This window comes from Clostridium nigeriense (assembly GCF_900086595.1).
In the GTDB taxonomy this organism is placed as follows: domain Bacteria; phylum Bacillota; class Clostridia; order Clostridiales; family Clostridiaceae; genus Clostridium; species Clostridium nigeriense.
Genome location: NZ_LT575472.1, coordinates 3,208,073 through 3,235,028 on the forward strand (window position 1 = coordinate 3,208,073; position 26,956 = coordinate 3,235,028).

The window sequence follows — 26,956 nt, forward strand, 5'->3', positions numbered from 1 at the left end:
GGGGCTTTTTAAAATAGCCCCATAATATAATATTTAAACCTGTTGTAGTATTTCATTTAACAATTCTGGATAATCAGTAAAAGCCCCATCTACTTTATTGTCAATAAGCATTCTCATGTATATTGGGTTGTTTACAGTAAAAATATTAACTTTTATATTATTTTTATGTGCTTCTTTTATTAAATCCTCATCTACTAATCTTAAATCTGGATGTATATATTCAACTCCTAATACTTTTGCATATTCAACTACATTCTTTATGGGCCTTTCATATAAAATTCCGGTTTTTATATTACTTATTAACTTTACTTTTTTTATTGATTCATGATTAAAACTAGATAATATAATTTTCTCTTCTATCCCATACTTTTTAACCAAATTAACAACATCTTCTTCTATTCCATCATAAGAAATAATATCAGTTTTCAACTCAATATTTAGTAGAATATTTTTATCTTTTACTAAGTCTAATACTTCTTTTAAAGTTGGAATACAACACTCATCGTTATTTCTAAATAATTTCTTTCTATTCTTAAATTTTTTCAATTCTTTTAATGTATAATCTTTAACTAAGCCTCTCCCACAAAATGTTCTTTCTATATCCTCATCATGTATTACTATTAATTCATTATCCTTACTTTTATGCACATCAATTTCTAATCCATTTGCTCCTGAATTTATACCTTCCTTCAATGATAATATGGTATTTTCCGGGTAATCATTACTTGCTCCTCTATGAGCAAAATTAATCATAATTCTCTTCTCCTTTTATAAAAATTAATACTAATATTATATATTTTTTAAAATTAATATTCTACATCATTACAGCATTCTAATATTTAAAATCACTCCAATTTTAATTAAAATAATAAATTAAGGAGGAAACCCTTTTAGAATCTCCTCCTTTATAAGTTATTATATGTTATGACAATTTTCGTAAAGCCCCTCTACTTTTTCCCAATCTATTATATTCCATATATTTTTAACATAATCTGCTCTTAAATTCTTGTATTTTAAATAATAAGCATGTTCCCATACATCTATAGTTAAAATAGGAATTAAATTATCCATAACAGGCGAATTTTGATTTACCCTCTTAACTATAGATAATTTGCCATCCTTATCTTTAACTAAAAATCCATAACCTGATCCAAACTGGCTTATAGTAACATTTGTTAATTCTTCTTTTAAATTTTCTACACTTCCAAAAGTTTTATTTATTTCTTCAAGTAATTTGCCCTCTGGTTGTTTTTTAGGTGTAGGTGAAAGAATTGAAAAATATAAATTATGATTAGATACTCCACCTCCATTATTTACTACAGCAGGCCTTATTTCTTCTGGCAGATCTTCTATATCTTTTATTAGTTGATCTAAAGTTTTCCCTTTTGTGTATTCTTCATAGCCTTCTAAAGCCTTATTTAAGTTAGTTTCATAAGTTTGAAGATGCTTTCCGTAATGTGTTCTTACAGTTTCTTCATCAATATATGGTTCTAATGCATTAAAAGCATAAGGTAAATCAATTTTATTATACATAAATGTTCTCCTTTCAAATTACATATTTACTTATAATTTATCCAGAGATATTATATTTATTCAAAACTTTATCTTAATTTATTACCACAATAAGGACAATATTCATATTCACTATCCACAACTTTTTTACAATTATTACATACTGAGGTATAATTATAATTCATATTTATTTCTTTTAAATCCCAATACGTTATCTCTATATTATTTCCATTCTCTATGTCCTTCCCCTTATCTTTTGAAATTGAAAATACTTTATTACAGCTTTCACACACTATATAATATTCTTCATTCCATTTAAAAATAGGTATAAAGAAAAAATGGAAATACCTAAAGGACTTTATTAATCTTCCCCTTGTTATATTATTACATGACTTACATTGTATTTTATCAACTATTTTAATTTCTTTTTCCTTATCCTCTACTCCAAAAATTCCTATAAAAAACATAGCGTTCTCCTTAATTATTAAAAAATATACTATATACTATTTTAACATCTTCTAAATAAAAGTAACCATATGTAAGTTTACTAAAAATATTATTTATTTAATTTAATAGACTTACATATATCTACTTATTAATTTAACGAAACAAATTAATAAGAAGCTAGAATAATATTAATCCTAACTTCTCTTATGACTTATTATGCAAAATTATTTTGTTATTACTATTATTATATACATCCTTAATACTGGATTTTATTATCATTAAAATATGCTCCTCTATAATTATTTAAGAATTAATATAAAAATAATAGTGTTTCTATCCTTTTCTTATTTTTAAATCATATTTTACTCTTTCCCAAGTATTATAGATATCCTTTTCAATTTTTCTTGTAAGTAACATTTTTTCTTCTTCACTATAAGTTCTTGAGTTATTAATGTTTTGCTTCATATAGAATAGAGCTCTTATTGATTTATTTAAACTACAATGTTTATTAGTATCTACCTTAAGCATATTTTTTCACCTCCTTTTAAAATATCTCCTTATTATATTATAGAATGATTTATTGTCATTTTGGTTACATTTTATTCTAATTTTAACATATTTAATAGAATCTTAATAAATAAATAAAAAAAGGGTTGTAAAACAACCCTTATACACTATTTATTTTCTTCAATTAAAGCTTCTATCTTGCCTCTACATCTACCTGCACCACAAAAACCTGTTCCTGCTCCAGTAGCTTCTTGTACTTTTTCAAATGTATCTGCGCCTTCTTTTATAGCTTTAACTATTACGTCCTTTTCTACACCTTTGCATAAGCAAATTAAATCCATATTATACACCTCAATTTCTAAATTATCACTATTATTATTTGTAACAAAAAGCTTTTTTATTATAGCTTGTTTTAATTATATTATATTTTCATTATAAATAAAAGATATTATTTAAAAGTTAATCTTAATTAAGAAATAAAGCTGACTATTAGAGGAATAGTTATTATTGATAATAAAGTTGATAAAAATACTACTACTGCTGAATACTCCTTCTCTTTATTAAAATTTGCAGCGAATATGGATGTCATTGCTGCTGCTGGCATAGCTTGAAGAATTATAATAGTGTTTATTATAGTTGAATTATCTTTTAAAAACAATTTAATAATATATAGAGTTAATGGAATTAATATTAGCTTAATTACAGCTCCATAATATATTGATACTTCTTTAAATAAATCCCTTACTTTAACTTTTGCTAATATTCCCCCAACAATTATCATAGAAATTGGAGTTGTCATATTACCTACCATTTTCATTGATTCTAATATAAATGAAGGAGGTTTTATATTAAGAAGCATCATTGAAATTCCTATATAAGCAGCAACTATAGATGGATTTGAAAAGACTTTTTTAATATTTTTCTTATTTATTTTATTAGAAAAAATTATAATTCCATATGTCCAAAGAAAAATAGTAAATACCATATTAAATATTGATCCATAGACCATGCCTTCTGCTTTATATAAATTATTTATAACAGGAAATCCTATAAACCCACAATTAGAAAATACATTAGCAAAATGTAATATTCTTTTCTTGTCTCCTTTTATAGGGATCAAAAAAATATAGGATATAATAGTAGCAATTATAAAAAAGGCTATGCTATAAATAAAAGCTATTAATATATTTCTTTTCATTTCATCTTGAAAATCAAAGCTAAATGAATTAATAACTAACAAAGGTAATGTTATTTCTAATAAAATTTTTCTAAGACCTATATTTATTTCTTCATTTATTATATTTTTTCTTTTTCCATATACTCCAATTAACATTATTAAAAATAGTGAAGTAATTTCTTTAACTATATTCATTTCTCTCACCAATAAATTTATTCTTTATATTATATTACTGTTTTATTAATAATCTACATCATTATAATTTTCAGGATAAATTTTTAATATATGATAAATAATATTTATAATAATGTCTTGGAGGAAATAATATAATGACTGAATATGTAAAAGGAATACCATTTTTCACTTCAAATCCTATTGATAAACAGTATAAATATTTATCTAAAAATATAGAAACAGAGGTTTTGATAATTGGTGGTGGAGCTACTGGAGCCATTTGTGGGTATTATTTTTCTAAAAACAATATCCCAGCTGTGATTATAGAAAAAAATAGAATTGGATATTGCAGTACTAGTGTTACTACAGCTCTACTTCAATATGAACTTGATAGCACCTTTTCTCAACTTATTCCTATACTTGGAAAAGAAAATGTTGAAAAGGCATATAAATTAGGTGACTTTGCTTTAAAGGAAATCAATAAAATTATTAATGATTATGGAAATGAATGTGAATATCATGAAAGAGATACTCTTTTTTATTCTAATGATATCTTAGATAAAAAGTTAATTGAAGAAGAATTTAATTTAAGAAAAGAAGTTGGTTTCCATGTAGAATTAATTAATTCGGAGAACTCTAAATATAATTTCCCATTAAAATATGGTGTACTTGCTAGAAATGGTGGTGCTGAAATTAATCCTTATAAGTTTACAAGGCAACTTTTAAACATTTCTTCAAATATGGGAGTTAAAATATATGAAAACACTGAAGCTCAAAAAATAAATTATTTTAGTAATTATATAGAAGTAGAAACATCTTTCGGATTTAAAATTAAATGCAAAAAAATTATTGTTGCTACTGGATATAATACTGAATTATTTACTAACAAAAATTTTGCTACTAAGTATACTACCTTTAATCTTGTTACTAATCCACTAGATACCGAACCCTGGAGTAATAAAGTTTTGATTAGAAATACTTCTGATCCATATAATTATTTAAGATCTACTTCTGATAATAGAATTATAATTGGAGGAGAAGATATTAATTTTAAAGATATAAATAATGAAGTTTTATGCAATAAACAATATTCTATCTTAGAAAATAAATTGAGATCAATGTTTCCAAATATAAAAAATATTGAAATCCAATATAAGTATTGTGGTTGTTTTGCATCAACTAAAGACAATTTAGGTTTTATTGGACCTTCTAAAAAAACTAATGAAAATTTGTGGTATTGTCTTGGATATGGTGCAAATGGAGTTCTTTTCTCTATATTAGGAGGTCTAATGCTATCAAAACTATATAAAAAGGATTATGATTCCAATATGGAATTATTTAGTGTTGATAGATTTGATAATTAATATAATCTAAATTTATTTATTGATAGTATTTTAATTATTTGATATTATATATTAAGATACTTTGTATAAGGGAGTAGTTAGCTCTAATTTAGTAAGAGTTATTAAGTCAACATATTGAACGTGGTTCTGGCTTAATATTAAATAACGAGACTTATGCGTAGCTTTGCTACGTATAAGTCTCGTTTTATTTGTTCATGATATATAAAGCTAATAAATTCCTTATAACTTTAGTTTTATAATAAATTCTATAAAAATATGGAAATTATAAAAACATTTTTATAATTTCCTAGCATAATAAAAAGGAGTACATATTATGGGTTTATTTTCAATTTTTATGACAGGCTTAGGATTATCTATGGATGCCTTTGCAGTTTCTCTTGCTAAAGGTTTTTGCCTAAAAGATAATGAAGTAAAATATTCTTTTAGAGTTGCATTTTTATTTGGTGCTTTCCAAGCACTTATGCCTTTATTAGGTTGGTGGGTTGGAACTTATTTTGAAAGTTATATAAAATCTATAGATCATTGGATAGCTTTCATTTTACTAGGTATTATAGGTGGAAAAATGCTGTTAGAATCTATTAAGGACATTAGAAATGGTGGAGATAATAATGTACCTACTGAGTGTAAACGAGATGACTTTTGTTATAAAAAGTTAACTGTTCTAGCAATTGCAACTAGTATTGATGCTTTAGCCGTTGGAGTTAGCCTTGCTTTTCTAAATATAAGCATAATTCCATCAATAATAATCATTGGATTAACAACCTTTATCCTGTGTTTTTTTGCAGTATTTCTTGGGAAAAAAATTGGAGGATTATTTCAAAACTATGCAGAATTGCTTGGAGGAATTATATTAATATTTATAGGCATTAAAATCTTAATTGAACACTTATCTGGACTAGCATAAAAAAGTATTAAAATAACATATCTAAGGGCTGTCGCACAGACAGCCCTTATAAATAAATTTCTATCCAGTCACTTAACTTTTCATAAACTTCAAAACCTCTTTTTTTATACATTTCAAAAGCAACCTCATTTTTTTCTATAACAATCAAACATATATTATCTACGTTTTTTTCTTTAAAAAACTCAATTGCAGTTTCCAAAAGTTTTTTACCATATCCTTTTCCCCTATATTCTTTTATTAAACCTATATCAAAAAAACCCTTATTATCTTCAATTACAGTGCTTAAAAAACCTATTTTTTCATTGTTTTTAATTATAATAAAATAGTCTTCCTTTGGATCTTTATTTTCTAAATACTCTTTAGCATCTTCTATTTCAATAAATGTTCCATGTGGCATGTCCATAAATGATTTATTATAAGTATTTACATAATCTTCAATATTTTTATTTGATAACTTAACTGTCTCTAAGGTATTATAAATAGTACTTTTATTTTTTAATATCATTTTAAAAGATGAGTATGATTTATTTAATCCAAGTTTTTTTGATAAATTCATTAGTTTCTCATCCCTTATTCCAATTAAAATTTCTTTTGCTTTATATTTATCTGCAATTGTTTTTGCCTCATTAATTAAAGCTTTTAATATATTTTCATCCTCATAAGGGCAAATAATCTTGTTTATATATATCACTTTTAGTTTTTCTACTAATTCTAATATTATTGATAACTTCCCTTTTATCCCATTTTCATCGTAATAAAATATTATTCCTTCTCCATAATTACATATCTTATTATTCAATTCATTTTTAAAGTCTTCTACTGATTTATACGTATTTTTATATTTCATTATAAAATTTAAAGCTCGTTCTTGCTCTTTTATATCCATATCTAAAAAGCTTTTTACCATTATTCCTTAACCCAATACTCGCTACAATCCTTTGATCTTTCTAAAAAACCATATTGAATTAGCGCCCTTCTTATTGTTGCATAATCTTCAAAAATTCTTTTTAAAACTCTATTAATTTCATTCTCAGTGTACTTCTTGCCTATATTAAAATTTTTAATAATTTCTCCTAATAAAATAACTTTCTTTTTTTCTCTAGAAGGATAGCTTTTTAATGCTCCATTTTCATCTATATAAGTTTCAATAACCCTTCTTTTTTCTTCACTTGTTATATTAAACCTCTCATCTAATGTTGTTGCTCCCTTATGTGGATCACAAATTTTATCTTCTTCTAAAATATTAATATCCCTATTAATACTTTTAGATAATAAATTCATTGTTGCTAAAAAGACTTTTGACTGCTTTTCTTTTTCTCTTAATTTATATCTATAATTTCTTATAGTTGAGTTTGCTATTCCTAGCTTTTGTGATATTTCCTTATCTGTTAACCCTAAAGCCATTAACTCTATTACTGACTTTTGTGAAGAGGAGATGCCTGTATAAGATGAATTCATATTTAACAAATAATTTAACATTGATTTATGTCTATTTATTATATGAATTTCTGCAGCTTTTTTTGCTTCATAAAGATTCCCTTCTATCTCATATATTCTTCCCTTAATAAAATTCTCTTCACATATAAGACACTTTATATTTTCTTCTGTTTCAATAAACCCTCTTTCTACTTCCTCTATATTAGCACTCCAAAACAAATCACTCATTATTCCACCTCCAAATATTGTTAATATTATAATACAACGCTATAATCATTTAGTCTATATAATTATAAACATTTTTTATATTTGTTTGCAAAATACTTTATCTTTCATTTTTACTAAAATAGTATAATATTAATTGCAAATATAGGATATTAATAATATATATAAATAATTATTAGGTGGTGTAAAAGTGCATAGTAAATATAATGATCTTTTTAACTCTTTAGTAAAATCTTATTACAACGGGAATTTTGATGAAACTCTATCAAGAATTATGGTTTGTCATGAAATTTCTCCTCAAGAAACTTTTAAAATTATAACCTCTCTTTGCGGAGTATCTATAGACTTTGACAATAACTATGTATATAACATAAAAAAAGCTATTACTAATTACTCTGTAAATAAAAAATTAGTAGAAAAACTTGAAAGTTGTAGTATTAATTGTAAGAAAGATAAAAATGGAAAACACCAATGTCAATTAAGTTGTCCTTTTAATGCAATATTATATGATAAAGAAAATAAAACAACATATATTAATTATGACTCTTGTGTTGGATGTGGGTTATGCATTGATTCTTGTAAGGAAGGAAAAATCTTAGACAAAATTGATTTTATACCAATTGCTGATTTAATAAAAAACAATGAAATAGTTATTGCTGCTGTTGCTCCAGCAATTATAGGTCAATTTGGTGAAAATGTATCCCTTGACCAACTAAGAGCAGCCTTAATAAAAGTTGGCTTTACTGATATGATTGAAGTAGCCTTTGCTGCTGATATGATAACTATTAAAGAAGCAGTGGAATTTAATAGACATGTAAATGGACCAGAAGACTTAATGATAACCTCTTGCTGTTGTCCAATGTGGGTAGGAATGTTAAAAAAAGTGTATAAAGAATTAGTTCCAGATTTATCACCATCGGTATCACCAATGATTGGTGCAGGAAGAATTATAAAAGAATTAAATCCAAAGGCTAAAGTGGTTTTTATTGGTCCATGTATTGCTAAAAAAGCTGAAGCTAAAGAAGCAGATTTATGTGGAGATATAGATTTTGTATTAACATTCCAAGAATTAGATAATATATTTAAATCTTTAGAAATTAATCCAAGTAAACTAGAGGGTATTCCAACTAAAGATTATGCTTCAAGAGGTGGTAGATTATATGCTCGTACTGGCGGTGTATCTACTGCAGTCTATGAGGCTGTTGAAGAGTTATATCCAGAAAAAGCAAAGCTTTTTAAATCAGTTAAAGCTGAAGGAGTAAAAGAATGCAAAGAAGTCTTAAATAAAGCATTAAGTGGAGAAGTATCTGCTAACTTTATTGAAGGAATGGGTTGTATTGGTGGATGTGTTGGTGGTCCCAAAGCTCTTATCCCAAAGGAGCAAGGAAAGATATCTGTGGATAATCTTGCCTTTAATTCCCCAATAAAAATTGCCACTCATAGTTCTACTATGGATGATGTGTTAAATAAAATAGGAATATCATCATTAAAAGATTTTGAAGATGAAAATAAAACCAAGATTTTTCATAGAAAATTTAATTAATGTAAATTAGACTCAGTTTAATATAAACACATGTAATATTGTTGTGAATTGTAACAATACTATATGTGTTTATTTATTTTTTGATATCTTATTAAGTAATTTTAAGTAGAAATTACTATGAATATCTTTTTATCTATTATTATCATAAATTTAACACCTATCATATCCTATAATATAAAAAGTTTTGTTGGAGGAAATTTAATTTGGATACTTTAAGTATTTGTATAATAGCTAAAAATGAAGAAAAGAACTTATTGAAATGCCTAGAAAGTATAAAAGCCATTGCTGATGAAGTAATATTAGTAGATACAGGTTCTGTTGATAATACAATAAGTATTGCCGAAAAATATGATGCTAAAGTAATAAAATTTCCTTGGCAAAATAATTTTAGTTCTGCACGAAATAAAGCCTTAGAAATGGCCTCTAAAGATTGGATATTATATCTTGACTGTGATGAAGCATTAGATAGCTCTCAAACCCATGAAATAAAAAAAGTTTTAAATAACTCAAATCATTTAGGCTTTAGGTTAAAGCTCATTAATGTCATTGATAATAAAGCTTATAATGGAAAATATGTATTGCGAATAATAAAAAATAACTCCGGTTTCTATTTTTCAGGAAAAATTAATGAGAATCTAATGAATTCTAAATATAGAGAATCCTATATAAATAAAGTAATGAATTTAGATTATTTATTATATAACTTTGGATTCGATTATAATAGAAAAAGTCTTACAGATAGGTGTAATAGAAATTTAAATATTTATTTATCTTTTTCTGATGAAGAAAAGAATTATTTATATTATTACAATATAGGAAATGAATATTACTTATTAAAAAAATATAATTTAGCCGCTAACTACTACTTAAAAGCACTTAATTCAAATGATAATATTTTTATAAATAGTTACGTTACTTTATTAATAGTTAAATCATACTACAATCTAAAAAAATACAATAAAGCAATTTTAATAGGTGAAAGCTTTTCTATAAAATATAATTTTATTAGAGAATTATACTTATTTTTAAGTTACTGCTATAAGAAAATTGATGAAATTAATCTCTCAAAAGAATATTTTAAAATTTATTTAAGTTATGATACTAATGAGTATTCAAATTATTTTAATCTAACTCACAATAAATCAAATGATCTAATTCCCGAATTTTTTGGTTTTTCGTTAATTTCATTGGATAATAATTAATAAATTTTAAGGAAGAGGTTTGTCCTCTTCCTTAAAATTTATAGTTTATTTAAATTACTCAATATAACTTAGTGGAACTTCTACGTTGTAGTAAATAATTATACCTTGTAATATTACCCTATTCCCCCTGCTTCTTCTGTAAAATTTGTTCTAAAACATTTAATCTTGTTTTACCCAATATTTGTTTTGGTTTCTTAGCTATCTCATTATCTTTGTAAAATTTATTTTTGTTAGCTTGTATAACCATATAAATTTTTTCTTCTAAGGTATCGTCTTCAACGTTTCCTTCAAAATAATCATCTATGTAGTTTCTTAAAGCATAGCTAAGCTCCTCTTGATTTTTATAATATAGTCTAATTCCACCCTTATTCAAGAATATAATCCTCCCTAAAAAATCTACTTTTTAAGTATATTTTATACCAAATATATCTTATATACAACATGTATAAAATTAATAATTTATTTAATTATTAAATGTACTTAAATTTTATACTTTATATTGTTTTAAATCATAGAAAGTTAATTGATAAAAATTCTCATTATTTCTTAAAAATCTATTGACAAATTATTAAATAATAATTATTATTAATACATAGAGAATATTAAAAGAGATTTAGGAGGAAACAATATGTCATTAATAGGAAAGAAAATAGAAGATTTTAAGGTTCAAGCTTATCATAATGGAAAGTTTGTAGAAGTATCAAAGGAAGATGTTTTAGGAAAGTGGTCAATATTCTTCTTCTACCCAGCAGACTTTACATTTGTTTGTCCAACAGAATTAGGAGATTTAGCTGATCATTATGATAGCTTTAAAGAAATTGGAGCTGAAATTTATTCAGTATCAGAAGATACTCACTTTGTTCATAAAGCATGGGCTGATACTACTGAAACAATTGGAAAGATTAAGTATCCAATGTTAGGAGATCCTACTGGTAAGTTAGCAAGAATGTTTGAAGTTCTTATTGAAGAAGAAGGTCTAGCATTAAGAGGAACATTTATAGTTGATCCAGAAGGAACAATTCAAGCTTACGAAGTTCACCAAAACGGAATTGGTAGAAATGCTGAAGAATTATTAAGAAAAGTTCAAGCTGCTCAATTCGTAGCCGAACATGGTGATGAAGTTTGCCCAGCTAACTGGACTCCAGGAGCTGAAACATTAACACCAAGCTTAGACTTAGTTGGAAAGCTATAATAGATAACATATAAGGGAGGCTATCTTCTCCCTTAAAAATTTAGCGAGGAAACTCGCTATTTTTTTAATAATTAACGAATAATAATTATTAAGTAATAATACATAAAATTACTTTTAGGAGGTATATATGAATAAAAATATTTATGATTTAATTATAATCGGTGGTGGACCAGCTGGTTTATCCGCTGGTCTATATGCAGGAAGAGCAAAACTTAGAACATTAATTGTTGAAAAAGAACATACTGGTGGACAAATTAACACTACTGCTGAAGTTGTAAATTATCCTGGAGTTATAAGAACAAGTGGCCCAGAATTAACTTCACAAATGAGAACTCAAGCTGAAAATTTCGGTGTAAAATTTAAAACTGCAGATGTTATAGATGTAGATTTAAATGGCGATATTAAAGTAATCAAAACTAACTCAGGAGATATTGAAGGAAGATCAGTTATTATAGCTACTGGTGCGTCTCCAAGAAAATTAGGGTTCCCTGGAGAAATTGAATATGGTGGTAGAGGTGTAGCCTACTGTTCTACTTGTGATGGAGAATTCTTTAAAGGATTAGAAGTCCTTGTTATTGGTGCTGGCTATGCAGCTGCAGAAGAAGCAATATATCTTACTAGATTTGCTAAGAAGGTAATTATAATTGCAAGAGAACCTGACTTTACTTGTGCTAAATCAATTGGTGACAAGGTCAAGGCTAATAAAAACATAGAAATTAGATTTAATACTGAAGTAGTTGAAGCTGTAGGTGATGATGTATTAAGATCAGTAAAATTAGTTAACAATGTAACTAATGAAACTTCTGAATATTATCCACCTAAAGAAGATGGAACATTTGGTATATTTGTATTCGTTGGATATCAGCCTCAAACTGACGTATTTAAAAATAAAATTGAAATGGATAAATGGGGTTATATATTAACTGATGAAAATATGGAAACTAACATAAAAGGGGTTTATGCAGCTGGTGATTTAAGACCTAAAATGCTAAGACAAGTTATTACAGCTGTTTCTGATGGTGCTATTGCTGCAACATCTGCTGAAAGATATGTAGCTTCTGAAAAAGAAAGACTTGGAATAGTTGATGAGTATATTGAAGAAGAAAAAGTTGAACCTAAAAAGGAGGCTCCACTCTCCCCTAACACAAATTCTGGTAAGAGTGCTCTATTAAATGATGCTTTAAGAAGCCAAATTCAAGGTGTTTTAGCTAGATTTGAAAATAATATATCATTAGTTTCTATTGTAGATGAAAATAATAAAAATTCTATAGAATTAAGGGATTTAGTTTTAGATATTGCTGATTTAGGTGATAAAGTAAATGCTATAATTTATAAAAAAGGTGAAAATCATGATATGGAATCTAAAATTCATGCAGATAAATTCCCAATAGTAGCTATATTAAATAAAGATGATGAATATACAGGAGTTAAATTCCATGGTGTGCCAGGTGGACATGAATTAAATTCCTTCCTTATAGCTATGTATAATGTAGCTGGTCCAGGACAACAAATAAGTGAATCTATTTTAAATGATATTAAATCTATTGATAAGAAATTAAATATTAAAGTTGGAGTATCACTTTCTTGTCATGTATGCCCTGATGTAGTTATGGCTGCACAAAGAATTGCTATAGAAAACCCTAATATTGAAACAGAAATGCTAGACTTATCTCACTTCCCTGATTTAAAAGATAAGCATAAAATAATGAGTGTACCAGCAATAATAGTTAATGATTCAAAAGTTTACTTTGGTGGTAAAAAGCTTGAGGAAATAGTTAACTTATTGAAGTAAAAATAAAGAGATAGATATTATATTCCTTGCTCCTTCACTTCGCTCCAAGTCAACCTCATATAATATCTATCTCTTTTTCTATATAATAAATTCTTATTTAAAAAAAATTATAATCATAACGAATAGATTATATCATCCGTTTTTTTATTTATTATTGTTGTCCTTTTCTCTAATTGATTTAGCTACTAGCTTTATCCCATAACCAATAACACTAATTGTTATAATAAATGCAATAAACACTGGTGTGAACATACTTATATAACTATACCAAGGAAATTGGTTTCCCTCAATTATTTGTATTATTTGTACCCCCATCAATTCTAAGGATAAAACTAACCCTCCAATTATTATTGCTAAATTTCCTATAAATAATTTTTTATTCAAATAAGACACCCCGTTTTGCGAATCATGGTTTAATATTGTCTACTTAAAATTCCAATTTTCTTTTATTAATACTATAGCAAAATATATAGTTAGTATCACTCCTATAGCTGAAATAAAATAAAGCAACTGACTTAAACTAAATCCAATTAATGGGATATAGTGAACTGCATTATAAAATGTAGGAATACTTATTAAAGCTAAAAGTACACTCCCTAAAATGCAGTATAGTAATTTAGTGTTTTTACTCATAGTTTCCTCCTTCTTTTAATTCGTAAAAGATTAAGATTACAAATTATTTATTAATAACTTTGTTAATTGCTATGGTATAAAAAAAGAACATAAATACAATAGTTATTAAAATTAAGCTAACTACTAAAATTGTTTTTTCTTTTTTGTGTAAGTCACCTATATTACATAATATCTTTCTATTTAAAACAATAAAGAGTGTTATAATCCACCAATTAAGATATATAAGATTGTTATTATATAAGTATGTAACTAATGCCATTGTTAATAAAAATAATACTATAGAAAATATTATTCTATTTTTGTAAATTATAGATTTCATACTATAAAACCCTTCTTTAAATTTATTTTAAAATAAAATTACGAGTTAATTATAACATATTTTGTAAATTCCGTACTATTCAATTTTCAAAGAACAAATTTTATTATTTAGTGCGTAATAGATTAATATTGCTTATTATTATCATTGTAACTTTTTAATCTTCATTTATTTTATTTTCTAAAAACTTCACTCTTTTCTCTAATTCCTCGAACTCAATCATAAGTTTTTTTGATTTTCTAAAATACCTTAATATTTCTAATATTATTATAATAAATATTACTGAAACTAAAGTTGCTGTAATAGTATTTCCCATCCCACTTTCCTCCATATAATTAATAATATAATGCATCGGCGTAATATATTAATTTTATTCGTATGGACTTTTTTGAGCCTTTTGCTCTACATTCCATGGAATTATATCTTGAATTTTATATATTTCTTTTTCACTATTATTATAACCTACAATTTCAAAGTCAGTACCTTTAAAACCCTCCATAAAGGTAAGCTATATTCTAATATCACCAGTATCAATTATTTTTGCATTTTTAATTTCAGAATTATCACTTTGCCTAACATTAACTTTAACTATTTCATCATTTAATATTACTCCAAAATATATTGGTAATGAAGTTTGTTTAATTGCAGGAAAATATTTAATAGTTAAATCTCTTTTCCCTAATCCATCAATTGAAGAAACTCCACTATAAAGGTCTTTATAGCCAAATATATTTTTACTTATAAATGCAGTAGAAAGATATTTTTTATTATTATCTACATTAATGCTAAAGACAATACTTCCTTTATCGGTATATTCCTCATGAATTATTTCAAAATTACTATTTGGATTTTTATCTAATGCTTCTTGAATGCTATCTGTTCTACCATTACTATTAGATGCGATAAATATTAAAAATACAATTACTGATATTACTACTGTACTAATGAGTATAATCTTCTTTTTCATAATATTCGCTCCCTTTTATTCTATAAAGTTAATTAGTTTTATAATACAATTGCGTAATAATATATACTTTTATTATACACTTATTTGGAATATAATTCCATTAGGTATATAAATAATATACCATTGTTGAAAAAAATAAAACAGAGCCTAAAATAAGGCTCTGTTTTAAACTGATGTTTATAATGTATAATTGATAATGCATTATAAATTTTAAATTTTGCTAAGCAAAATTAATATTATGCTTTTATTCTTTGTTTTTTTCTTTTCTCTGTTTCATCTACAACAACTGCTGCCACGGCAGATCCTGTTACATTAGTCATTGTTCTCATCATATCTATTATAGCATCTACTGCCATTACCATTGCCATTCCTTCTATAGGTAGTCCAACTGTTGATAATACTACTGTTGTTGACATAGTAGCAGCTCCAGGAACCCCTGCTATACCTATTGATGAAATAATAGTTGTAATTATTATCAAGAAATAGTGGTACATTGTCATATCTACATTAAATACATTTGCTACAAATATAGCTACTATTGCAGGATATAATCCTCCACAAGCATTCATACCTATAGTAGAACCAAGCGGTGCTACAAAGCTTGCTACATTTTCAGAAACTTTAGCATTCTCAATTAAACTCTTAATAGTTACTGGTAAAGTTCCATAGCTACTTTGACTTGTAAATGCAACTACTTGAGCTGGGAATATATCCTTAAAGAACTTAAATGGATTTTTTCTAGCTACAAATGCTACTAATGAACTATGAACTAATAATATTTGTAATCCACACGCTATATATACAGCTAAAATTACTGCTATTAAAGATTTTATTGTATCTAGTCCATTCTTTGCAGCTGCAGTAGCAATTAAAGCAAATACTCCATATGGTATAAACTTTAAAACTATTCTAGTTATACTTAGTACTAATTCATAAGCTGATAATATTACATCTTTAAAAGCTTTAACCTTCTCTGGATTTTTATTATCTTCAATAACTAAAGCTATTGCTACAAATAAAGAAAATATTACTATTGGTATAATTTGATTATTAACTATTGATGCTATTGGGTTAGATGGTAAGAAGTCTAATATAACCTTTGAGAAGGCTGGAATTTCCCTTGGAGTAAACCCTTCTATTCCAACATAGTTTAATCCTTGTCCTAAATTAAAAGCTCTCCCTACAATTAATCCAATTATAGTTGCTATCCCTGTGGTTCCTAATAATATTCCTAAAGTTTTTAACCCTATTGACTTTAAAGTATCTAAATTCTTAAGTCTTATAATACTTGTTATTATTGAAACCATAACTAATGGTACTACAATCATTTTAATTAATGATATATATCCTTTACCAACAACCTCTAAGAAAGTAATATTTTCTTTAAATATTACTCCTAAAACTAGACCTATTGTTAAAGCTGTTAAAGTTGAGTAAGAAAATTTACCTGTTTTTGATTTAACTAAATAAATTACATAAAATGCAACTAGTGATAATATTACTGCTAAAATTAAATTTAAACTAATATTAATATTCATATTATTTCCTCCTGTATTTATATTTTAAATGAAAGAATAAAATTTTATAACTAAATTAAGAAATGTATAAATAATTAATAATTATAGTAAATTTTTTATACTTTCCTATACGTAAAAAAAACCTCCTGCTCTGTATTACAGAGGCAGAAAGTTAACTTCCACGGTCCCACTCTGATTAGATATAAAATATCCATCTCATATTCGGTACATATAATACCTAATCTCTATAATGGGAGAACCCATAATTCCCTACTTAATTCAAGAATTAAACTCAAAGGTGCACTTCATTAATATAATTATAGGCTATCACAGCAAACTAGCCCTCTCTGAAATAATCATTACTAACTACTTTCCCTCTTCAATGTTTTTAATCATATCGGAATACTATGATTAAATTATATCACTATTTATTGCCTTGTCAATATTAAATTAAATATTTAGAATAAATATTTAAAATGCTTTTTATAACTTCCTAAAAAGTAAAAAATAGCTATAACTGAAACTAAAGAAAGTCTCAGTTATAGCTATTTTATTCACTTAAATAACTCTCTACATTATCTACAGTAACCTTAGTATGTGGAAGCTTTTTATACTTTCCTTTTTCCATATCACTTACATTTTCTAAAGAAGTTCCTTTAGCTACATTAATAGCTATATCAAAAATTGCTTGAGCTTGAGCTTTAGCATCACTAATAACAGTTCCTTTCATATCCCCAGATTTTATAGCCTCCATGGCCTCTTTAATTCCATCTACCCCAACAACTATTGGCCTTCTAATTAAGTTGCTATTAGAATTAATTGCATGAATGGCTCCTAAAGCCATAACATCATTGTTACTAAAGACTACTTCAATATTATCTCCAAATTCTTTAATCCACTGAGACATCTTGCTATTAGCCTGATCACTTTGCCAGTTAGCACTATCATCTGCTAGTTTCTCTAATTGAATTCCTCTTTCATTTAATGCTTTAATACAATACTCTGTTCTTATTAAAGCATCCTGGTGTCCCGGCTCCCCTTCTATCATTACATATTGAATTTTCCCATCTTTATTTTTATCATAGTAATCTTTATTAGAAAGCCACTCCTCTGCCACTATATCTGCTTGAAGCCTTGCTGATTGTTCTGCTTGAGCCCCTACATAATATACCTTATCCCATCTATTCATATCTTCTTCCACTGGTTCCCTATTAAAAAAAATTAATGGTATGTTAGCAGACTTTGCTTTATCTATAATTGTTGCTGCTGCAGTTCTATCAACTAAATTAACACAAATAATATCGTAATCTTGTTTTATAAATTTATCTACTTGGTTACCTTGATTTATAGTGCTTGCTTTAGCATCTACAAATTCAAGTACTATTTTACTATTAAAATTGCTTTCGTTCTCTTTAGCTATTTCTTCTAAATTACTTGAAATGGTTGAAATAAAAGTATCATCTTGTCTATATAAAGTTATTCCTATTTTTATTTCATCATTTGATTTATTAGTTACATTTTTATTACAGCTTACAATAAGAGTAGATATTATCATTAATCCAAGTACATTAAAAATTTTACGCCCCTTTTTCACAATACCCTCCTGTAAAATAAAAATTCTTACCTTATTATAGGAAATAGCATCTTTTGATTTTCTTTAGAATACATATTTCGACTATTTATTAGTGTTGAAGTAATATTTATCTTATCACTATTCTTCTTTCCTTCTATCTTTAAAACAGCACTTTTAATACTTAAGTAACCAACATTAAATTCATTTTGCATTGATATAGAACTAATTATATTCTCTTCTATTAGTGAAATTATAGTGCTTGTACATCCGGTTCCATATAATTCAATATTATGTTTTATTTCACTATTATTTATTACATATTTTTTTGCCTTTCCAATAGATTCTAAAAGACTAGGATCAAAAGAAACTATTGCTTTAGTTCTATTTTCATCAATTAATGTTCTTATTTTATTATATAGTTTAGAATCATCTAAAGGCATTTCAATTAACTCATAGGTATTTTTACTCTTACTTATTTCTTCAATAAACCCATCATACCTTTCCTTTGTGCTACTACAAGACAAATCACTTTTTACTATAGCAATATTACTTCTACTATTCCCATTTCTAATGACTTCTTCGGCTAAACTTTTACCTAATTCATAGTTATCACAAGAAATATAAGGTATATCTTGTTTAGTATCTATTGTTGATTCAAATAAAACTATTGGAATCTTTTTATTTATATTTTCAATTAATGATGAAAGTTCATTATAATCTGCTGGAGAAATAATTATAGCATCAATATCTGAATTCATCTCTCTTTCCAGGATATTTTTTTGTTCCATGGCATTATTTTCTTCAAGTAAGGATATAAATCTTAAGTTTACATTCATTTCTGAGGAAGCTTGCTCCATACCAGCTTTTATCCTACTCCATATTTCACTATTTTTTCCTCTTATTATTACTGATACGTTATATACTACAACACTTTTTCCACTGCTTTCTTTAACTAATAATAATGAGGATGACAAAACTAATACAAATAAAATTAGAAATATTAGCTTTTTCTTTATCTTCATAGTTTATCCTCCTTAATATTATTAAATTCTATAGATGGCATATGAATCCTAATTGTAGTACCTTCATCAGGCTCACTATAGATTTCTAACCCATACTTTTCACCAAAATATAACTTAATTCTTTCATGAACATTTCTTAGGCCAATACCTGAGCCCTTCTTTTGATGATTACTAACATTAGCTACTAAAAGTTTATCAGCTATTTCTTGAGGCATACCTAAACCGTTATCTATAATATCTATATATAAATCCTCATCTTTCTTATAGGCTTTAACTTCTATATCACCATCACCACTCATATATTCCATTCCATGATAAATAGCGTTTTCAATAAGGGGTTGAATTATCAACTTTATGCTAGTTAGATTTAAAGTCTCTTCTTCTGCTTCTATACTATAGGTAAATTTATTTTTATATCTTATATTTTGTATGGTTAAATAATTTCTAGCATGTTCCAATTCATCTTTTACTGTAATAACATTCTTACCCTTACTTAAACTTATTCTAAAGAATCTAGCTAAGGCAGTAACCATTATAATAGCTCCATCATAATTTTCATTTTCTATCATCCAAATTATAGAATCTAATGTATTATATAAAAAATGTGGATTTATTTGAGCTTGAAGAGCATTTAATTCACTTTTTCTTTTTGCTTCTTGCTCTAACATAATATTATCCATTAGTTGATTCATTTGCTTCACCATTGATTTAATAGCTTTTCCTAAATGTTGAATTTCGTAAGAACCCTTTTCAGGTATATTTAATTTACCAACTCCATCTTCAAGTTCTTTAACACTTTTTTCTAAAGCTCTTATTGGATTAGCTATCCTTGAAGATACAAACATATTAATTGATATTAATGTAAAAATTGCAAAAAGCATAATAAAAATTGCAAAAACTCTAAATTCATAATAATCTGCAGTAACATCTGACATTGGAGATATAGCCACTAACTTCCAGCCAGTGTATCCCACTGTTTTTACAGTAACTAACCTTTTATTTCCTTCAAAACTTTCAATATGATTACCATCTTCATATTTAGCTGCTTCATAATTATTTTCACTAATTAAATTAGAATAAATAAGCTGTTGCCTTGGATGATATATTATTTCTCCATCTCTATCTATTAGATATACATAGCCATTTTTACTTACTTCAACATTCTTACATATTTGTTCTATTCCACTAAAATTCATATCTACTAATAGAACTCCACTACTTATATTTCCACTTTCAGTTATTTCAACTGCTCTACTTAAAGATACTACCCAAGTGTACTTATAATTAGGATCATAAAATAAGTTTTGAACATGAGGAGTTGAAAAATGTAAGTTTTCTCTTTTATTTCTTGCATTTTTAAACCAATCATTTTCTCTTGGATCTATATTTAATTTTAATTGCTCTAGGGGATAAGAAGCTATTATTTCACCATATTCTGAAAATAATGTAATACTTATTAAGTAATCCTTATTGGCTTCATAAATTAAATCCATTTCCTTATCTACATTTTCTATAGACATATCTGTTTTTTTAATAGCCCTATAATAAATAGTATCCGATATCTTCATCATATTTCTTAAGTAACTATCTAAATTTAGATTAACTTGTTCTATAATTGTTTCATTATTTTTTGAAACCATTTCTTCTGTAGAATTAGAAAATCTTATATAAAGAGCTCCACCCACAACTATCATTCCAAGAACAGCTACTATAGTAAAGGATATTGATATTATATATTGAATACTAGCTTTTTTATAATAAGTAGTTAGCTTCTCCTTTATTAATTTCAACATATTATTTCTCTCAATTCTTTCTATACCTAGAAGGTGATATTCCAAACTTCTTTTTAAAAACATAACTAAAATAATTTGCCTCTTGATATCCAACTTTACTAGCAATAATATATGTTTTTTCATCTGTTGTATTTAATAGTTTCACAGCCTCTTCTAGCCTTATATTAGTAAGATAATTCACAAAATTCATATCAGTTTCTTTCTTAAATATAGTTGAAAAATAAGTTGGACTTACATGTAGCTTAGAACATAGCTTTTCAACTGAAAGTTCATAATCATCATAATTATTTTTTATATATTCTTTTGCCTTTTCTACTAATAATTTTGAAGAATTTACTCTTTCCTTTTTTATTATTTCATTTAATATTAATGATTTTTCAATAAACCATTTTTTTATTTCTTCTATAGAATTAAATTGTTCTAAATGACTATAAAAATTAAACTCCTCTCCAAAAACACTATTAATTTCTATGTTATAACTTTGAACTAATTTAAGAATAGAAGTAAGAACTTCCATTAAATAAATTCTATACTTTTCTAATGAAACAAAAGATTCTTCCATTTTTTTAAATACACTTTCCACCACTTCTCTTATGTTATCTTCATTTGAAAGCTTTATAGAGTTTAAAAAATGTATTTCATCCTGCTCATCAAATTGAAGCTGTATAGTATTATCCGGTTCCACATCATCTATATATATTGTTTTTCCATTTCCTAATATAGGTCTATAATCTAAGGCACTTTGTGCAGTTCTATAGGAAAGCCTTATTTCATTAATATTATCATATATTCTTCCTATTCCTACAGATATTGTACTTTCAAAAACACTTTCAAAAACTTTACATACTTCGTTTAATCCTTTTATAGCTTTCATTATGTTATCCTTTTCATTAAAGGATAATAAAATAGCTATCTTATCTAAATAAGGAAAACTAATAAACTTACAATATCCAATTATAGTTTCATCAACAATTTTTTTTATAGATATTAAAATTAAACTATCGTCTTGCTCCTTAGAAATAGTATCAAGATTTATTAATGCTACAGATAAATATTTATCTATTAAATCTAATCCTAGTTTTTTTTCATTTTCTTCCCATTGTTCTTTAGTGATTCTACCTTCTAAAGTCCCAACTAAAAACTGTTCTCTTATTACTGGAATACTTTCTACATAATGTTTTTTTAAGATTTCCATATTACGCTTATCATCATATTCCTTGTCCAATTTGTCTTTAAGTCTCTTTAAAACTTCAATAAGTTCAATTGAATTAATCGGCTTCAAAACATACTCAACAACGTTAATTTTAATAGCTTGATGAGCATATTCTAAGTCATCTGACCCTGAAAAAATTATTATTTTTGTAGATGGCATTAAATCAACTATTCTTTTTCCTAGCTCTAATCCATCCATAAAGGGCATTTTAATATCTGTCATTATTACATCTGGATGTAATTTTTCTGCCATTTCCAAGGCTTCTTGTCCATTTTCCGCATCTCCAACTACAACAAATCCATGTTCTTGCCAATTTATTTTTTTTATAACTCCTAACCTTATTTCCTCTTCATCATCTACAATCATTAATTTGTATAACCCCATAAATAACCTCCTGCAAATAATATTAATACAGTCTATATTAAAATAAGTCATTATGATATCAATCAAAATATTCCAAATCTTCAAAATTAATTATATCACACTTTTCTATTTTTTTATAAAAAAATAGAGTGAGGTTTAATTAACCCCACCCTAATATATGAGTAAATTTTCTATTTTATACTTTAAAGTAATATTCCTATTATTAAGGATAACGCAAGTAGAATGAATAATACTATTAATACTCTATCCATAGTTTTTACTGATACGTCTAAATTACCATATAGAGTATCTCTCATAGATTTTTTAGGAATATCTTCTATTTTTTTATTTATAGCTTCATTTTCCATATTAATCAAATCCTTTATTATTTTTTAGCTATATATTTTCTTACGTCTAATGATACTGCAACTATAATTATTAATCCTCTAATTATATATTGCCAGTAAGCATTTACTCCAATAAAGTTAAGTCCATAGTTTATAACTTGTAATAATACTGTTCCAATTAATACTCCTGGAATTGTACCTATACCACCTGTAAAGGATACTCCCCCTACTACGCAGGCAGATATAGCATCTAGTTCATAGTTAAATCCAGTACTTGTAGTAGTAGATCCAGCCCTTGCAGCTTCTAAGAAACCTGCTAATCCATAAAGCACACCTGAAATTATAAATATAAGCATTATGTTCTTTACTAGGTTAACACCTGAAACAGCTGCTGCTTCTGGATTTCCACCAATAGCAAACATATTTTTACCAAGCTTAGTCTTATTCCATATAAACCACATTATTGCTGCAACTATTGCAAGATAGAAAACTAAATATGGAATTTGAACACTACCTAATTTTAAATAACCATTAACAAAGGATGTATATCTTTCATCTAAGTTAGCAACTGGTTGAGCTCCTAGTGGTGGTCTGTCTATATATAAACAAGATGCACCATAGGCTATAAGCTGGGTTCCAAGAGTTATAATGAAGGCATGAACCTTTAACTTAGCAACTCCAAATCCATTAATTGCTCCAAATATACCGCCTATTACTATAGCAATAAACATTGGTACTATTAGGGGTAATGCCTTTAAATTAGGATACATTCTAGCAGCATATGTTGTTGATTGCAATAAAGATGCTGATACTATTGCTGTAAGTCCTAAAATACGTCCTGCAGAAAGGTCTGTACCTTGAAGTACAATTAAACCAGCGACTCCAAGTGCAAGTATCCCTCTTGTTGATGCTTGACTTAAAATATTAGTGAAGTTTTTTAATGAAAGGAATCCTGGTTCCTTTATTACAAAGAAGACTATCATTATAAATAAAACTATATACAACGCATAATTAAGCAAGAAATTTTGTAAAGACTCTTTATTAAATTTAACTTTATTCATAAGTTACACCTCTATTCTAAATATATTTAGCAGCCATAGTCATAATATCTTCTTGTGATATTTTATCTGCATCACCTATTCCAGCTACTTTTCCATTTGACATTACAAGTATTCTATCGCAAATTCCTAATAATTCTGGCATTTCAGAGGATACAACTATAACCCCTTTACCCTTATTAGCTAAATCTATAATAAGTTGATAAATTTCATATTTAGCTCCAACATCTATACCTCTTGTTGGTTCATCTAATAGAAGTATTTCTGGATTCGTTAAGAGCCATCTTCCTATAATTACCTTTTGCTGATTACCTCCAGATAGGCTCCTAATTAAAGTCTTTTGACTTGGAGTCTTAACCTTCATACTATCTATTGCCCATTTAGTATCTTCTGTCATCTTTTTATTATCTAATACACCATATTTGCTATACCCATCTATATTAGCAATCATAGTATTAAATTTAATATCAAGTTGTCCAAATATACCTGTTGCTCTACGTTCTTCTGTTAGTAAGGCAAATCCATTTTTTATAGCCTTACGAGAATCACTATTTTCTACTTTTTTACCATGAAGAAGTATCTCACCCTCACTGTGTTTAGCTATTCCAAATATAGTTTCCAATAGTTCAGTTCTCTTAGATCCAACTAATCCTGCAACCCCTAATATTTCTCCTTTTTTAAGTTCAAAAGAAACATTCTTAATTGAAGGTTGATATGAACCCGTTAAATTTTTAACTTCTAAAATAACATCTTGTGGCTTATTTGTTTTTGGTGGAAATCTATTAGTTAAATCACGTCCAACCATTAATTTTATTATTTTATCTGTTGTAAGCTCCTTAGCTGGAAGTGTATCTATCCATTTACCATCACGCATAATTGTTACATCATCTGAAATTTGAAGAATTTCTTCCATCTTATGAGAAATATATATAATACCGCAACCTCTATCCCTTAACTTATTTATAATTCTAAATAAATGCTTAACTTCTTCATTAGTTAAGGATGATGTAGGTTCATCTAATACTAAAATTTTTGCATTATATGAAACAGCCTTTGCTATTTCAACCATTTGTCTTTGTGAAACAGATAACTTAGCCATTTTCATTTTAGGATCAACATCTATTTCTAATTCATCTAATATTTTTTTTGTTTCTTCATACATAATTTTTTCATTTACTATTCCAGTGTTGCCTGGATATCTACCAAGCCAAATATTATCCATAACATTTCGCTGTAAAACTTGGTTTAACTCTTGATGTACCATTGCAACTCCATTATCCATGGCTTGCTTTGGATTAGAAAACTTAATTTTTACTCCATCAATAAAAATTTCTCCATTATCTTCGATATAAACACCAAATAAACATTTCATTAAAGTAGATTTTCCTGCTCCATTTTCTCCCATTAAAGCATGTACAGTTCCTGGCCTTACCTTTAACTGAACCTTGTCTAATGCTTTAACTCCTGGAAACTCTTTGCAAATATCTATCATTTCAAGAACATATTTTGTATCTGCCATAACTTTTCACCACTTTTCTTTTATTTTTAAACTGCATAGTGAATCTTCACTATGCAGTTAATTGAAATTTTTTATTTAGTATATTCTTGATATGGAATACGTACTGCAACTCCAGTATCATCAAATTTATATGAAGTTCCTTCTACAGCACCCTTACCACCTGCTAAATTCATTCCTGTTGCATATAAAGCCTTAGCCATTCCTTCAGCATCTTGAAGAACTGATCCTAACATAAATCCTTTAGCAATTAAATCTTGAGCTGCTGATGTAGCATCAACACCTACAACTGGAATAGTCTTTGCAGCATCACCATTGTTATATCCTTGAGCTTGTAATGCAGCTATAGCACCTTGAGCCATACCATCATTATTAGCTATAACAGCTTCTATCTTATCACCAAATCTTGATAACCAAGCTTCAGTTGCACTTTGTGCTAAATCATTTTGCCAGTTACAAACTTGAAGAGCTAATTCTTCAGTTTTAATTCCATTATCATTTAAAGTTGAAACTGAGAATTGAGTTCTTGCAACTGCTTCTGGATTATCAGGTTCACCTTTTAGCATAACATATTGTAAAACTCCATCTCCATTTTTATCTACAGCCTTTGAATCCTTTTCCCATAAGCTTGTAAGTATTTTACCTTGCATAACTCCAGCTTCTTGAGCATTAGTTCCAACAAATATAGCCTTGTCATATGCCTTTATTGCATCAGTTGCAGGCTCTCTATTAAATAAAACTACTGGTTTTTCAGCTGCTTTAATCTTATCAATTACAGTTGGTGCAGCTCCTGTATCAACTAAGTTAACTAATAATAAATCTACATCCTTTTGTAATAATGTATCTATACTATCATTTTGTGTAGCTTGGTCACCTTTTCCATCATAGAAAGTAAATTCAACTTTATCCGGATTCTCAGATTGAATCTTTTCTAAGTTTTGACGAACAGTTGAAATATAAGTATCATCAAACTTGTATAGGCATACTCCAACTTTAACCTTATCTCCTGATGAAGTACCTCCCTTATCTCCAGTTTCCTTTCCACCACAGCCTACTAATGAAGCAGTAAGCATAATAGTAGCCATTGCCATTGTAAGTAACTTTTTAACCTTTTTCATAAAAATCCCCTACCTCTATAAAATATTTTCATATTTGATTTCGT

30 protein-coding genes and 1 other annotated feature are annotated in these 26,956 nt (G+C 26.9%); of the genes, 6 read left to right on the forward strand and 24 right to left on the reverse strand.

Features of this window, described 5'->3' with window-relative positions; translation table 11 throughout:
• Nucleotides 1–33: 33 nt before the first annotated feature.
• From BN6774_RS15015 to BN6774_RS15040, 6 genes are all read right to left on the reverse strand, one after another.
• Nucleotides 34–753, reverse strand: a complete 720-nt coding sequence (locus tag BN6774_RS15015; RefSeq protein WP_066895211.1) for a glycerophosphodiester phosphodiesterase — start codon at nt 751–753, stop codon at nt 34–36.
• 162 nt (nt 754–915) lie between these two features.
• Complete coding sequence (locus tag BN6774_RS15020; RefSeq protein WP_066895213.1) at nt 916–1,533, reverse strand: superoxide dismutase; 618 nt, start codon at nt 1,531–1,533, stop codon at nt 916–918.
• Between the two features lie 68 nt (nt 1,534–1,601).
• On the reverse strand, nt 1,602–1,979 hold the full coding sequence (locus tag BN6774_RS15025) for a zinc ribbon domain-containing protein (RefSeq protein ID WP_066895215.1): 378 nt from the start codon (nt 1,977–1,979) through the stop codon (nt 1,602–1,604).
• Nucleotides 1,980–2,292: 313 nt separating this feature from the next.
• Complete coding sequence (locus BN6774_RS15030; RefSeq protein ID WP_066895216.1) at nt 2,293–2,487, reverse strand: hypothetical protein; 195 nt, start codon at nt 2,485–2,487, stop codon at nt 2,293–2,295.
• A gap of 146 nt (nt 2,488–2,633) precedes the next feature.
• A complete protein-coding gene (locus BN6774_RS15035; protein WP_066895218.1) occupies nt 2,634–2,807 on the reverse strand; it encodes a (2Fe-2S)-binding protein in 174 nt (57 codons plus the stop codon).
• Nucleotides 2,808–2,935: 128 nt separating this feature from the next.
• Nucleotides 2,936–3,838 carry an AEC family transporter gene (locus tag BN6774_RS15040; RefSeq protein ID WP_066895220.1) on the reverse strand — a complete coding sequence of 301 codons (903 nt, stop codon included), beginning with the start codon at nt 3,836–3,838 and terminating at the stop codon, nt 2,936–2,938.
• Nucleotides 3,839–3,969: 131 nt separating this feature from the next.
• On the opposite strand from BN6774_RS15040, the gene BN6774_RS15045 reads away from it, so the two are divergent.
• Nucleotides 3,970–5,181 carry an NAD(P)/FAD-dependent oxidoreductase gene (locus BN6774_RS15045; protein ID WP_106404281.1) on the forward strand — a complete coding sequence of 404 codons (1,212 nt, stop codon included), beginning with the start codon at nt 3,970–3,972 and terminating at the stop codon, nt 5,179–5,181.
• A 313-nt stretch (nt 5,182–5,494) separates the two neighbouring features.
• Complete coding sequence (locus tag BN6774_RS15050) at nt 5,495–6,085, forward strand: manganese efflux pump MntP (RefSeq protein ID WP_066895224.1); 591 nt, start codon at nt 5,495–5,497, stop codon at nt 6,083–6,085.
• Nucleotides 6,086–6,131: 46 nt separating this feature from the next.
• On the opposite strand, the gene BN6774_RS15055 is transcribed toward BN6774_RS15050, so the two are convergent.
• Both BN6774_RS15055 and BN6774_RS15060 read right to left on the reverse strand, forming a co-directional pair.
• Nucleotides 6,132–6,992, reverse strand: a complete 861-nt coding sequence (locus tag BN6774_RS15055; protein ID WP_066895226.1) for a GNAT family N-acetyltransferase — start codon at nt 6,990–6,992, stop codon at nt 6,132–6,134.
• A complete protein-coding gene (locus BN6774_RS15060) occupies nt 6,992–7,750 on the reverse strand; it encodes a DUF2087 domain-containing protein (RefSeq protein WP_066895228.1) in 759 nt (252 codons plus the stop codon). Before BN6774_RS15060 ends, BN6774_RS15055 begins: the two co-directional genes overlap by 1 nt.
• A gap of 187 nt (nt 7,751–7,937) precedes the next feature.
• On the opposite strand from BN6774_RS15060, the gene BN6774_RS15065 reads away from it, so the two are divergent.
• On the forward strand, nt 7,938–9,290 hold the full coding sequence (locus BN6774_RS15065; protein ID WP_066895230.1) for a [Fe-Fe] hydrogenase large subunit C-terminal domain-containing protein: 1,353 nt from the start codon (nt 7,938–7,940) through the stop codon (nt 9,288–9,290).
• Nucleotides 9,291–9,493: 203 nt separating this feature from the next.
• Entirely contained in the window at nt 9,494–10,492 is a 999-nt protein-coding gene (locus tag BN6774_RS15070; RefSeq protein WP_066895232.1) for a glycosyltransferase, read from the forward strand.
• A gap of 118 nt (nt 10,493–10,610) precedes the next feature.
• On the opposite strand, the gene BN6774_RS15075 is transcribed toward BN6774_RS15070, so the two are convergent.
• Complete coding sequence (locus tag BN6774_RS15075) at nt 10,611–10,865, reverse strand: TIGR04540 family protein (protein ID WP_066895234.1); 255 nt, start codon at nt 10,863–10,865, stop codon at nt 10,611–10,613.
• A gap of 255 nt (nt 10,866–11,120) precedes the next feature.
• On the opposite strand from BN6774_RS15075, the gene ahpC reads away from it, so the two are divergent.
• Both ahpC and BN6774_RS15085 read left to right on the forward strand, forming a co-directional pair.
• The gene (gene ahpC / locus BN6774_RS15080) at nt 11,121–11,684 is read left to right on the forward strand and encodes an alkyl hydroperoxide reductase subunit C (protein WP_066895236.1); all 564 of its coding nucleotides are present in this window, start codon (nt 11,121–11,123) and stop codon (nt 11,682–11,684) included.
• A gap of 127 nt (nt 11,685–11,811) precedes the next feature.
• Entirely contained in the window at nt 11,812–13,476 is a 1,665-nt protein-coding gene (locus BN6774_RS15085) for an FAD-dependent oxidoreductase (RefSeq protein WP_066895238.1), read from the forward strand.
• A gap of 144 nt (nt 13,477–13,620) precedes the next feature.
• On the opposite strand, the gene BN6774_RS15090 is transcribed toward BN6774_RS15085, so the two are convergent.
• The 15 genes from BN6774_RS15090 to BN6774_RS15145 form a co-directional block, all read right to left on the reverse strand.
• The gene (locus BN6774_RS15090; RefSeq protein WP_066895240.1) at nt 13,621–13,860 is read right to left on the reverse strand and encodes a hypothetical protein; all 240 of its coding nucleotides are present in this window, start codon (nt 13,858–13,860) and stop codon (nt 13,621–13,623) included.
• A gap of 39 nt (nt 13,861–13,899) precedes the next feature.
• Nucleotides 13,900–14,109 carry a hypothetical protein gene (locus tag BN6774_RS15095; RefSeq protein WP_066895242.1) on the reverse strand — a complete coding sequence of 70 codons (210 nt, stop codon included), beginning with the start codon at nt 14,107–14,109 and terminating at the stop codon, nt 13,900–13,902.
• Between the two features lie 43 nt (nt 14,110–14,152).
• On the reverse strand, nt 14,153–14,428 hold the full coding sequence (locus BN6774_RS15100; protein ID WP_066895244.1) for a hypothetical protein: 276 nt from the start codon (nt 14,426–14,428) through the stop codon (nt 14,153–14,155).
• A gap of 154 nt (nt 14,429–14,582) precedes the next feature.
• Nucleotides 14,583–14,741: a hypothetical protein gene (locus BN6774_RS18545; RefSeq protein ID WP_159426841.1), complete on the reverse strand. Its 159-nt coding sequence runs from the start codon at nt 14,739–14,741 to the stop codon at nt 14,583–14,585.
• Between the two features lie 54 nt (nt 14,742–14,795).
• Nucleotides 14,796–14,924, reverse strand: a complete 129-nt coding sequence (locus BN6774_RS19010; protein WP_268873152.1) for a hypothetical protein — start codon at nt 14,922–14,924, stop codon at nt 14,796–14,798.
• A 9-nt stretch (nt 14,925–14,933) separates the two neighbouring features.
• On the reverse strand, nt 14,934–15,392 hold the full coding sequence (locus BN6774_RS15105; protein WP_066895246.1) for a hypothetical protein: 459 nt from the start codon (nt 15,390–15,392) through the stop codon (nt 14,934–14,936).
• Between the two features lie 236 nt (nt 15,393–15,628).
• On the reverse strand, nt 15,629–16,930 hold the full coding sequence (locus BN6774_RS15110) for a dicarboxylate/amino acid:cation symporter (protein WP_066895248.1): 1,302 nt from the start codon (nt 16,928–16,930) through the stop codon (nt 15,629–15,631).
• 136 nt (nt 16,931–17,066) lie between these two features.
• Nucleotides 17,067–17,301 (reverse strand) — a binding site (T-box leader).
• 158 nt (nt 17,302–17,459) lie between these two features.
• Nucleotides 17,460–18,503, reverse strand: coding sequence for a galactose ABC transporter substrate-binding protein (locus tag BN6774_RS15115; RefSeq protein ID WP_066895250.1), 1,044 nt, complete (start codon nt 18,501–18,503; stop codon nt 17,460–17,462).
• A 26-nt stretch (nt 18,504–18,529) separates the two neighbouring features.
• Nucleotides 18,530–19,504, reverse strand: coding sequence for a substrate-binding domain-containing protein (locus tag BN6774_RS15120; protein WP_066895252.1), 975 nt, complete (start codon nt 19,502–19,504; stop codon nt 18,530–18,532).
• The gene (locus BN6774_RS15125) at nt 19,501–21,297 is read right to left on the reverse strand and encodes a cache domain-containing sensor histidine kinase (protein ID WP_066896727.1); all 1,797 of its coding nucleotides are present in this window, start codon (nt 21,295–21,297) and stop codon (nt 19,501–19,503) included. The genes BN6774_RS15120 and BN6774_RS15125 overlap by 4 nt, the downstream gene beginning before the upstream one ends.
• 10 nt (nt 21,298–21,307) lie before the next feature.
• Nucleotides 21,308–22,894, reverse strand: coding sequence for a response regulator (locus BN6774_RS15130; protein WP_066895254.1), 1,587 nt, complete (start codon nt 22,892–22,894; stop codon nt 21,308–21,310).
• A 182-nt stretch (nt 22,895–23,076) separates the two neighbouring features.
• Nucleotides 23,077–23,241 carry a hypothetical protein gene (locus BN6774_RS18670; protein ID WP_167349604.1) on the reverse strand — a complete coding sequence of 55 codons (165 nt, stop codon included), beginning with the start codon at nt 23,239–23,241 and terminating at the stop codon, nt 23,077–23,079.
• A gap of 17 nt (nt 23,242–23,258) precedes the next feature.
• Nucleotides 23,259–24,281 (reverse strand): galactose/methyl galactoside ABC transporter permease MglC, encoded by a 1,023-nt coding sequence (gene mglC, locus BN6774_RS15135; RefSeq protein WP_066895256.1) that lies wholly within the window; start codon nt 24,279–24,281, stop codon nt 23,259–23,261.
• Nucleotides 24,282–24,297: 16 nt separating this feature from the next.
• Nucleotides 24,298–25,797: a galactose/methyl galactoside ABC transporter ATP-binding protein MglA gene (mglA, locus tag BN6774_RS15140; protein ID WP_066895258.1), complete on the reverse strand. Its 1,500-nt coding sequence runs from the start codon at nt 25,795–25,797 to the stop codon at nt 24,298–24,300.
• Between the two features lie 71 nt (nt 25,798–25,868).
• Nucleotides 25,869–26,912: a galactose ABC transporter substrate-binding protein gene (locus BN6774_RS15145; RefSeq protein ID WP_066895260.1), complete on the reverse strand. Its 1,044-nt coding sequence runs from the start codon at nt 26,910–26,912 to the stop codon at nt 25,869–25,871.
• Nucleotides 26,913–26,956 lie beyond the last annotated feature (44 nt).

Excerpts from the sequence above, each read along its gene's own strand:
- BN6774_RS15030 (WP_066895216.1), bottom strand. The coding sequence starts at position 2,487 with ATGCTTAAGGTAGATACTAATAAACATTGTAGTTTAAATAAATCAATA.
- BN6774_RS15130 (WP_066895254.1), bottom strand. The coding sequence starts at position 22,894 with ATGGGGTTATACAAATTAATGATTGTAGATGATGAAGAGGAAATAAGG.
- ahpC (WP_066895236.1), top strand. The coding sequence starts at position 11,121 with ATGTCATTAATAGGAAAGAAAATAGAAGATTTTAAGGTTCAAGCTTAT.
- BN6774_RS15015 (WP_066895211.1), bottom strand. The coding sequence starts at position 753 with ATGATTAATTTTGCTCATAGAGGAGCAAGTAATGATTACCCGGAAAAT.
- BN6774_RS15055 (WP_066895226.1), bottom strand. The coding sequence starts at position 6,992 with ATGGTAAAAAGCTTTTTAGATATGGATATAAAAGAGCAAGAACGAGCT.
- BN6774_RS15095 (WP_066895242.1), bottom strand. The coding sequence starts at position 14,109 with ATGAGTAAAAACACTAAATTACTATACTGCATTTTAGGGAGTGTACTT.
- BN6774_RS15025 (WP_066895215.1), bottom strand. The coding sequence starts at position 1,979 with ATGTTTTTTATAGGAATTTTTGGAGTAGAGGATAAGGAAAAAGAAATT.
- BN6774_RS15120 (WP_066895252.1), bottom strand. The coding sequence starts at position 19,504 with ATGAAGATAAAGAAAAAGCTAATATTTCTAATTTTATTTGTATTAGTT.
- BN6774_RS15040 (WP_066895220.1), bottom strand. The coding sequence starts at position 3,838 with ATGAATATAGTTAAAGAAATTACTTCACTATTTTTAATAATGTTAATT.
- BN6774_RS15085 (WP_066895238.1), top strand. The coding sequence starts at position 11,812 with ATGAATAAAAATATTTATGATTTAATTATAATCGGTGGTGGACCAGCT.
- BN6774_RS15125 (WP_066896727.1), bottom strand. The coding sequence starts at position 21,297 with ATGTTGAAATTAATAAAGGAGAAGCTAACTACTTATTATAAAAAAGCT.
- BN6774_RS15145 (WP_066895260.1), bottom strand. The coding sequence starts at position 26,912 with ATGAAAAAGGTTAAAAAGTTACTTACAATGGCAATGGCTACTATTATG.
- BN6774_RS15035 (WP_066895218.1), bottom strand. The coding sequence starts at position 2,807 with ATGGATTTAATTTGCTTATGCAAAGGTGTAGAAAAGGACGTAATAGTT.
- BN6774_RS15060 (WP_066895228.1), bottom strand. The coding sequence starts at position 7,750 with ATGAGTGATTTGTTTTGGAGTGCTAATATAGAGGAAGTAGAAAGAGGG.
- BN6774_RS15050 (WP_066895224.1), top strand. The coding sequence starts at position 5,495 with ATGGGTTTATTTTCAATTTTTATGACAGGCTTAGGATTATCTATGGAT.
- BN6774_RS18670 (WP_167349604.1), bottom strand. The coding sequence starts at position 23,241 with ATGGAAAATGAAGCTATAAATAAAAAAATAGAAGATATTCCTAAAAAA.
- BN6774_RS15100 (WP_066895244.1), bottom strand. The coding sequence starts at position 14,428 with ATGAAATCTATAATTTACAAAAATAGAATAATATTTTCTATAGTATTA.
- BN6774_RS15110 (WP_066895248.1), bottom strand. The coding sequence starts at position 16,930 with ATGAATATTAATATTAGTTTAAATTTAATTTTAGCAGTAATATTATCA.
- BN6774_RS19010 (WP_268873152.1), bottom strand. The coding sequence starts at position 14,924 with ATGGAGGGTTTTAAAGGTACTGACTTTGAAATTGTAGGTTATAATAAT.
- mglC (WP_066895256.1), bottom strand. The coding sequence starts at position 24,281 with ATGAATAAAGTTAAATTTAATAAAGAGTCTTTACAAAATTTCTTGCTT.
- BN6774_RS15020 (WP_066895213.1), bottom strand. The coding sequence starts at position 1,533 with ATGTATAATAAAATTGATTTACCTTATGCTTTTAATGCATTAGAACCA.
- BN6774_RS18545 (WP_159426841.1), bottom strand. The coding sequence starts at position 14,741 with ATGGGAAATACTATTACAGCAACTTTAGTTTCAGTAATATTTATTATA.
- mglA (WP_066895258.1), bottom strand. The coding sequence starts at position 25,797 with ATGGCAGATACAAAATATGTTCTTGAAATGATAGATATTTGCAAAGAG.
- BN6774_RS15105 (WP_066895246.1), bottom strand. The coding sequence starts at position 15,392 with ATGAAAAAGAAGATTATACTCATTAGTACAGTAGTAATATCAGTAATT.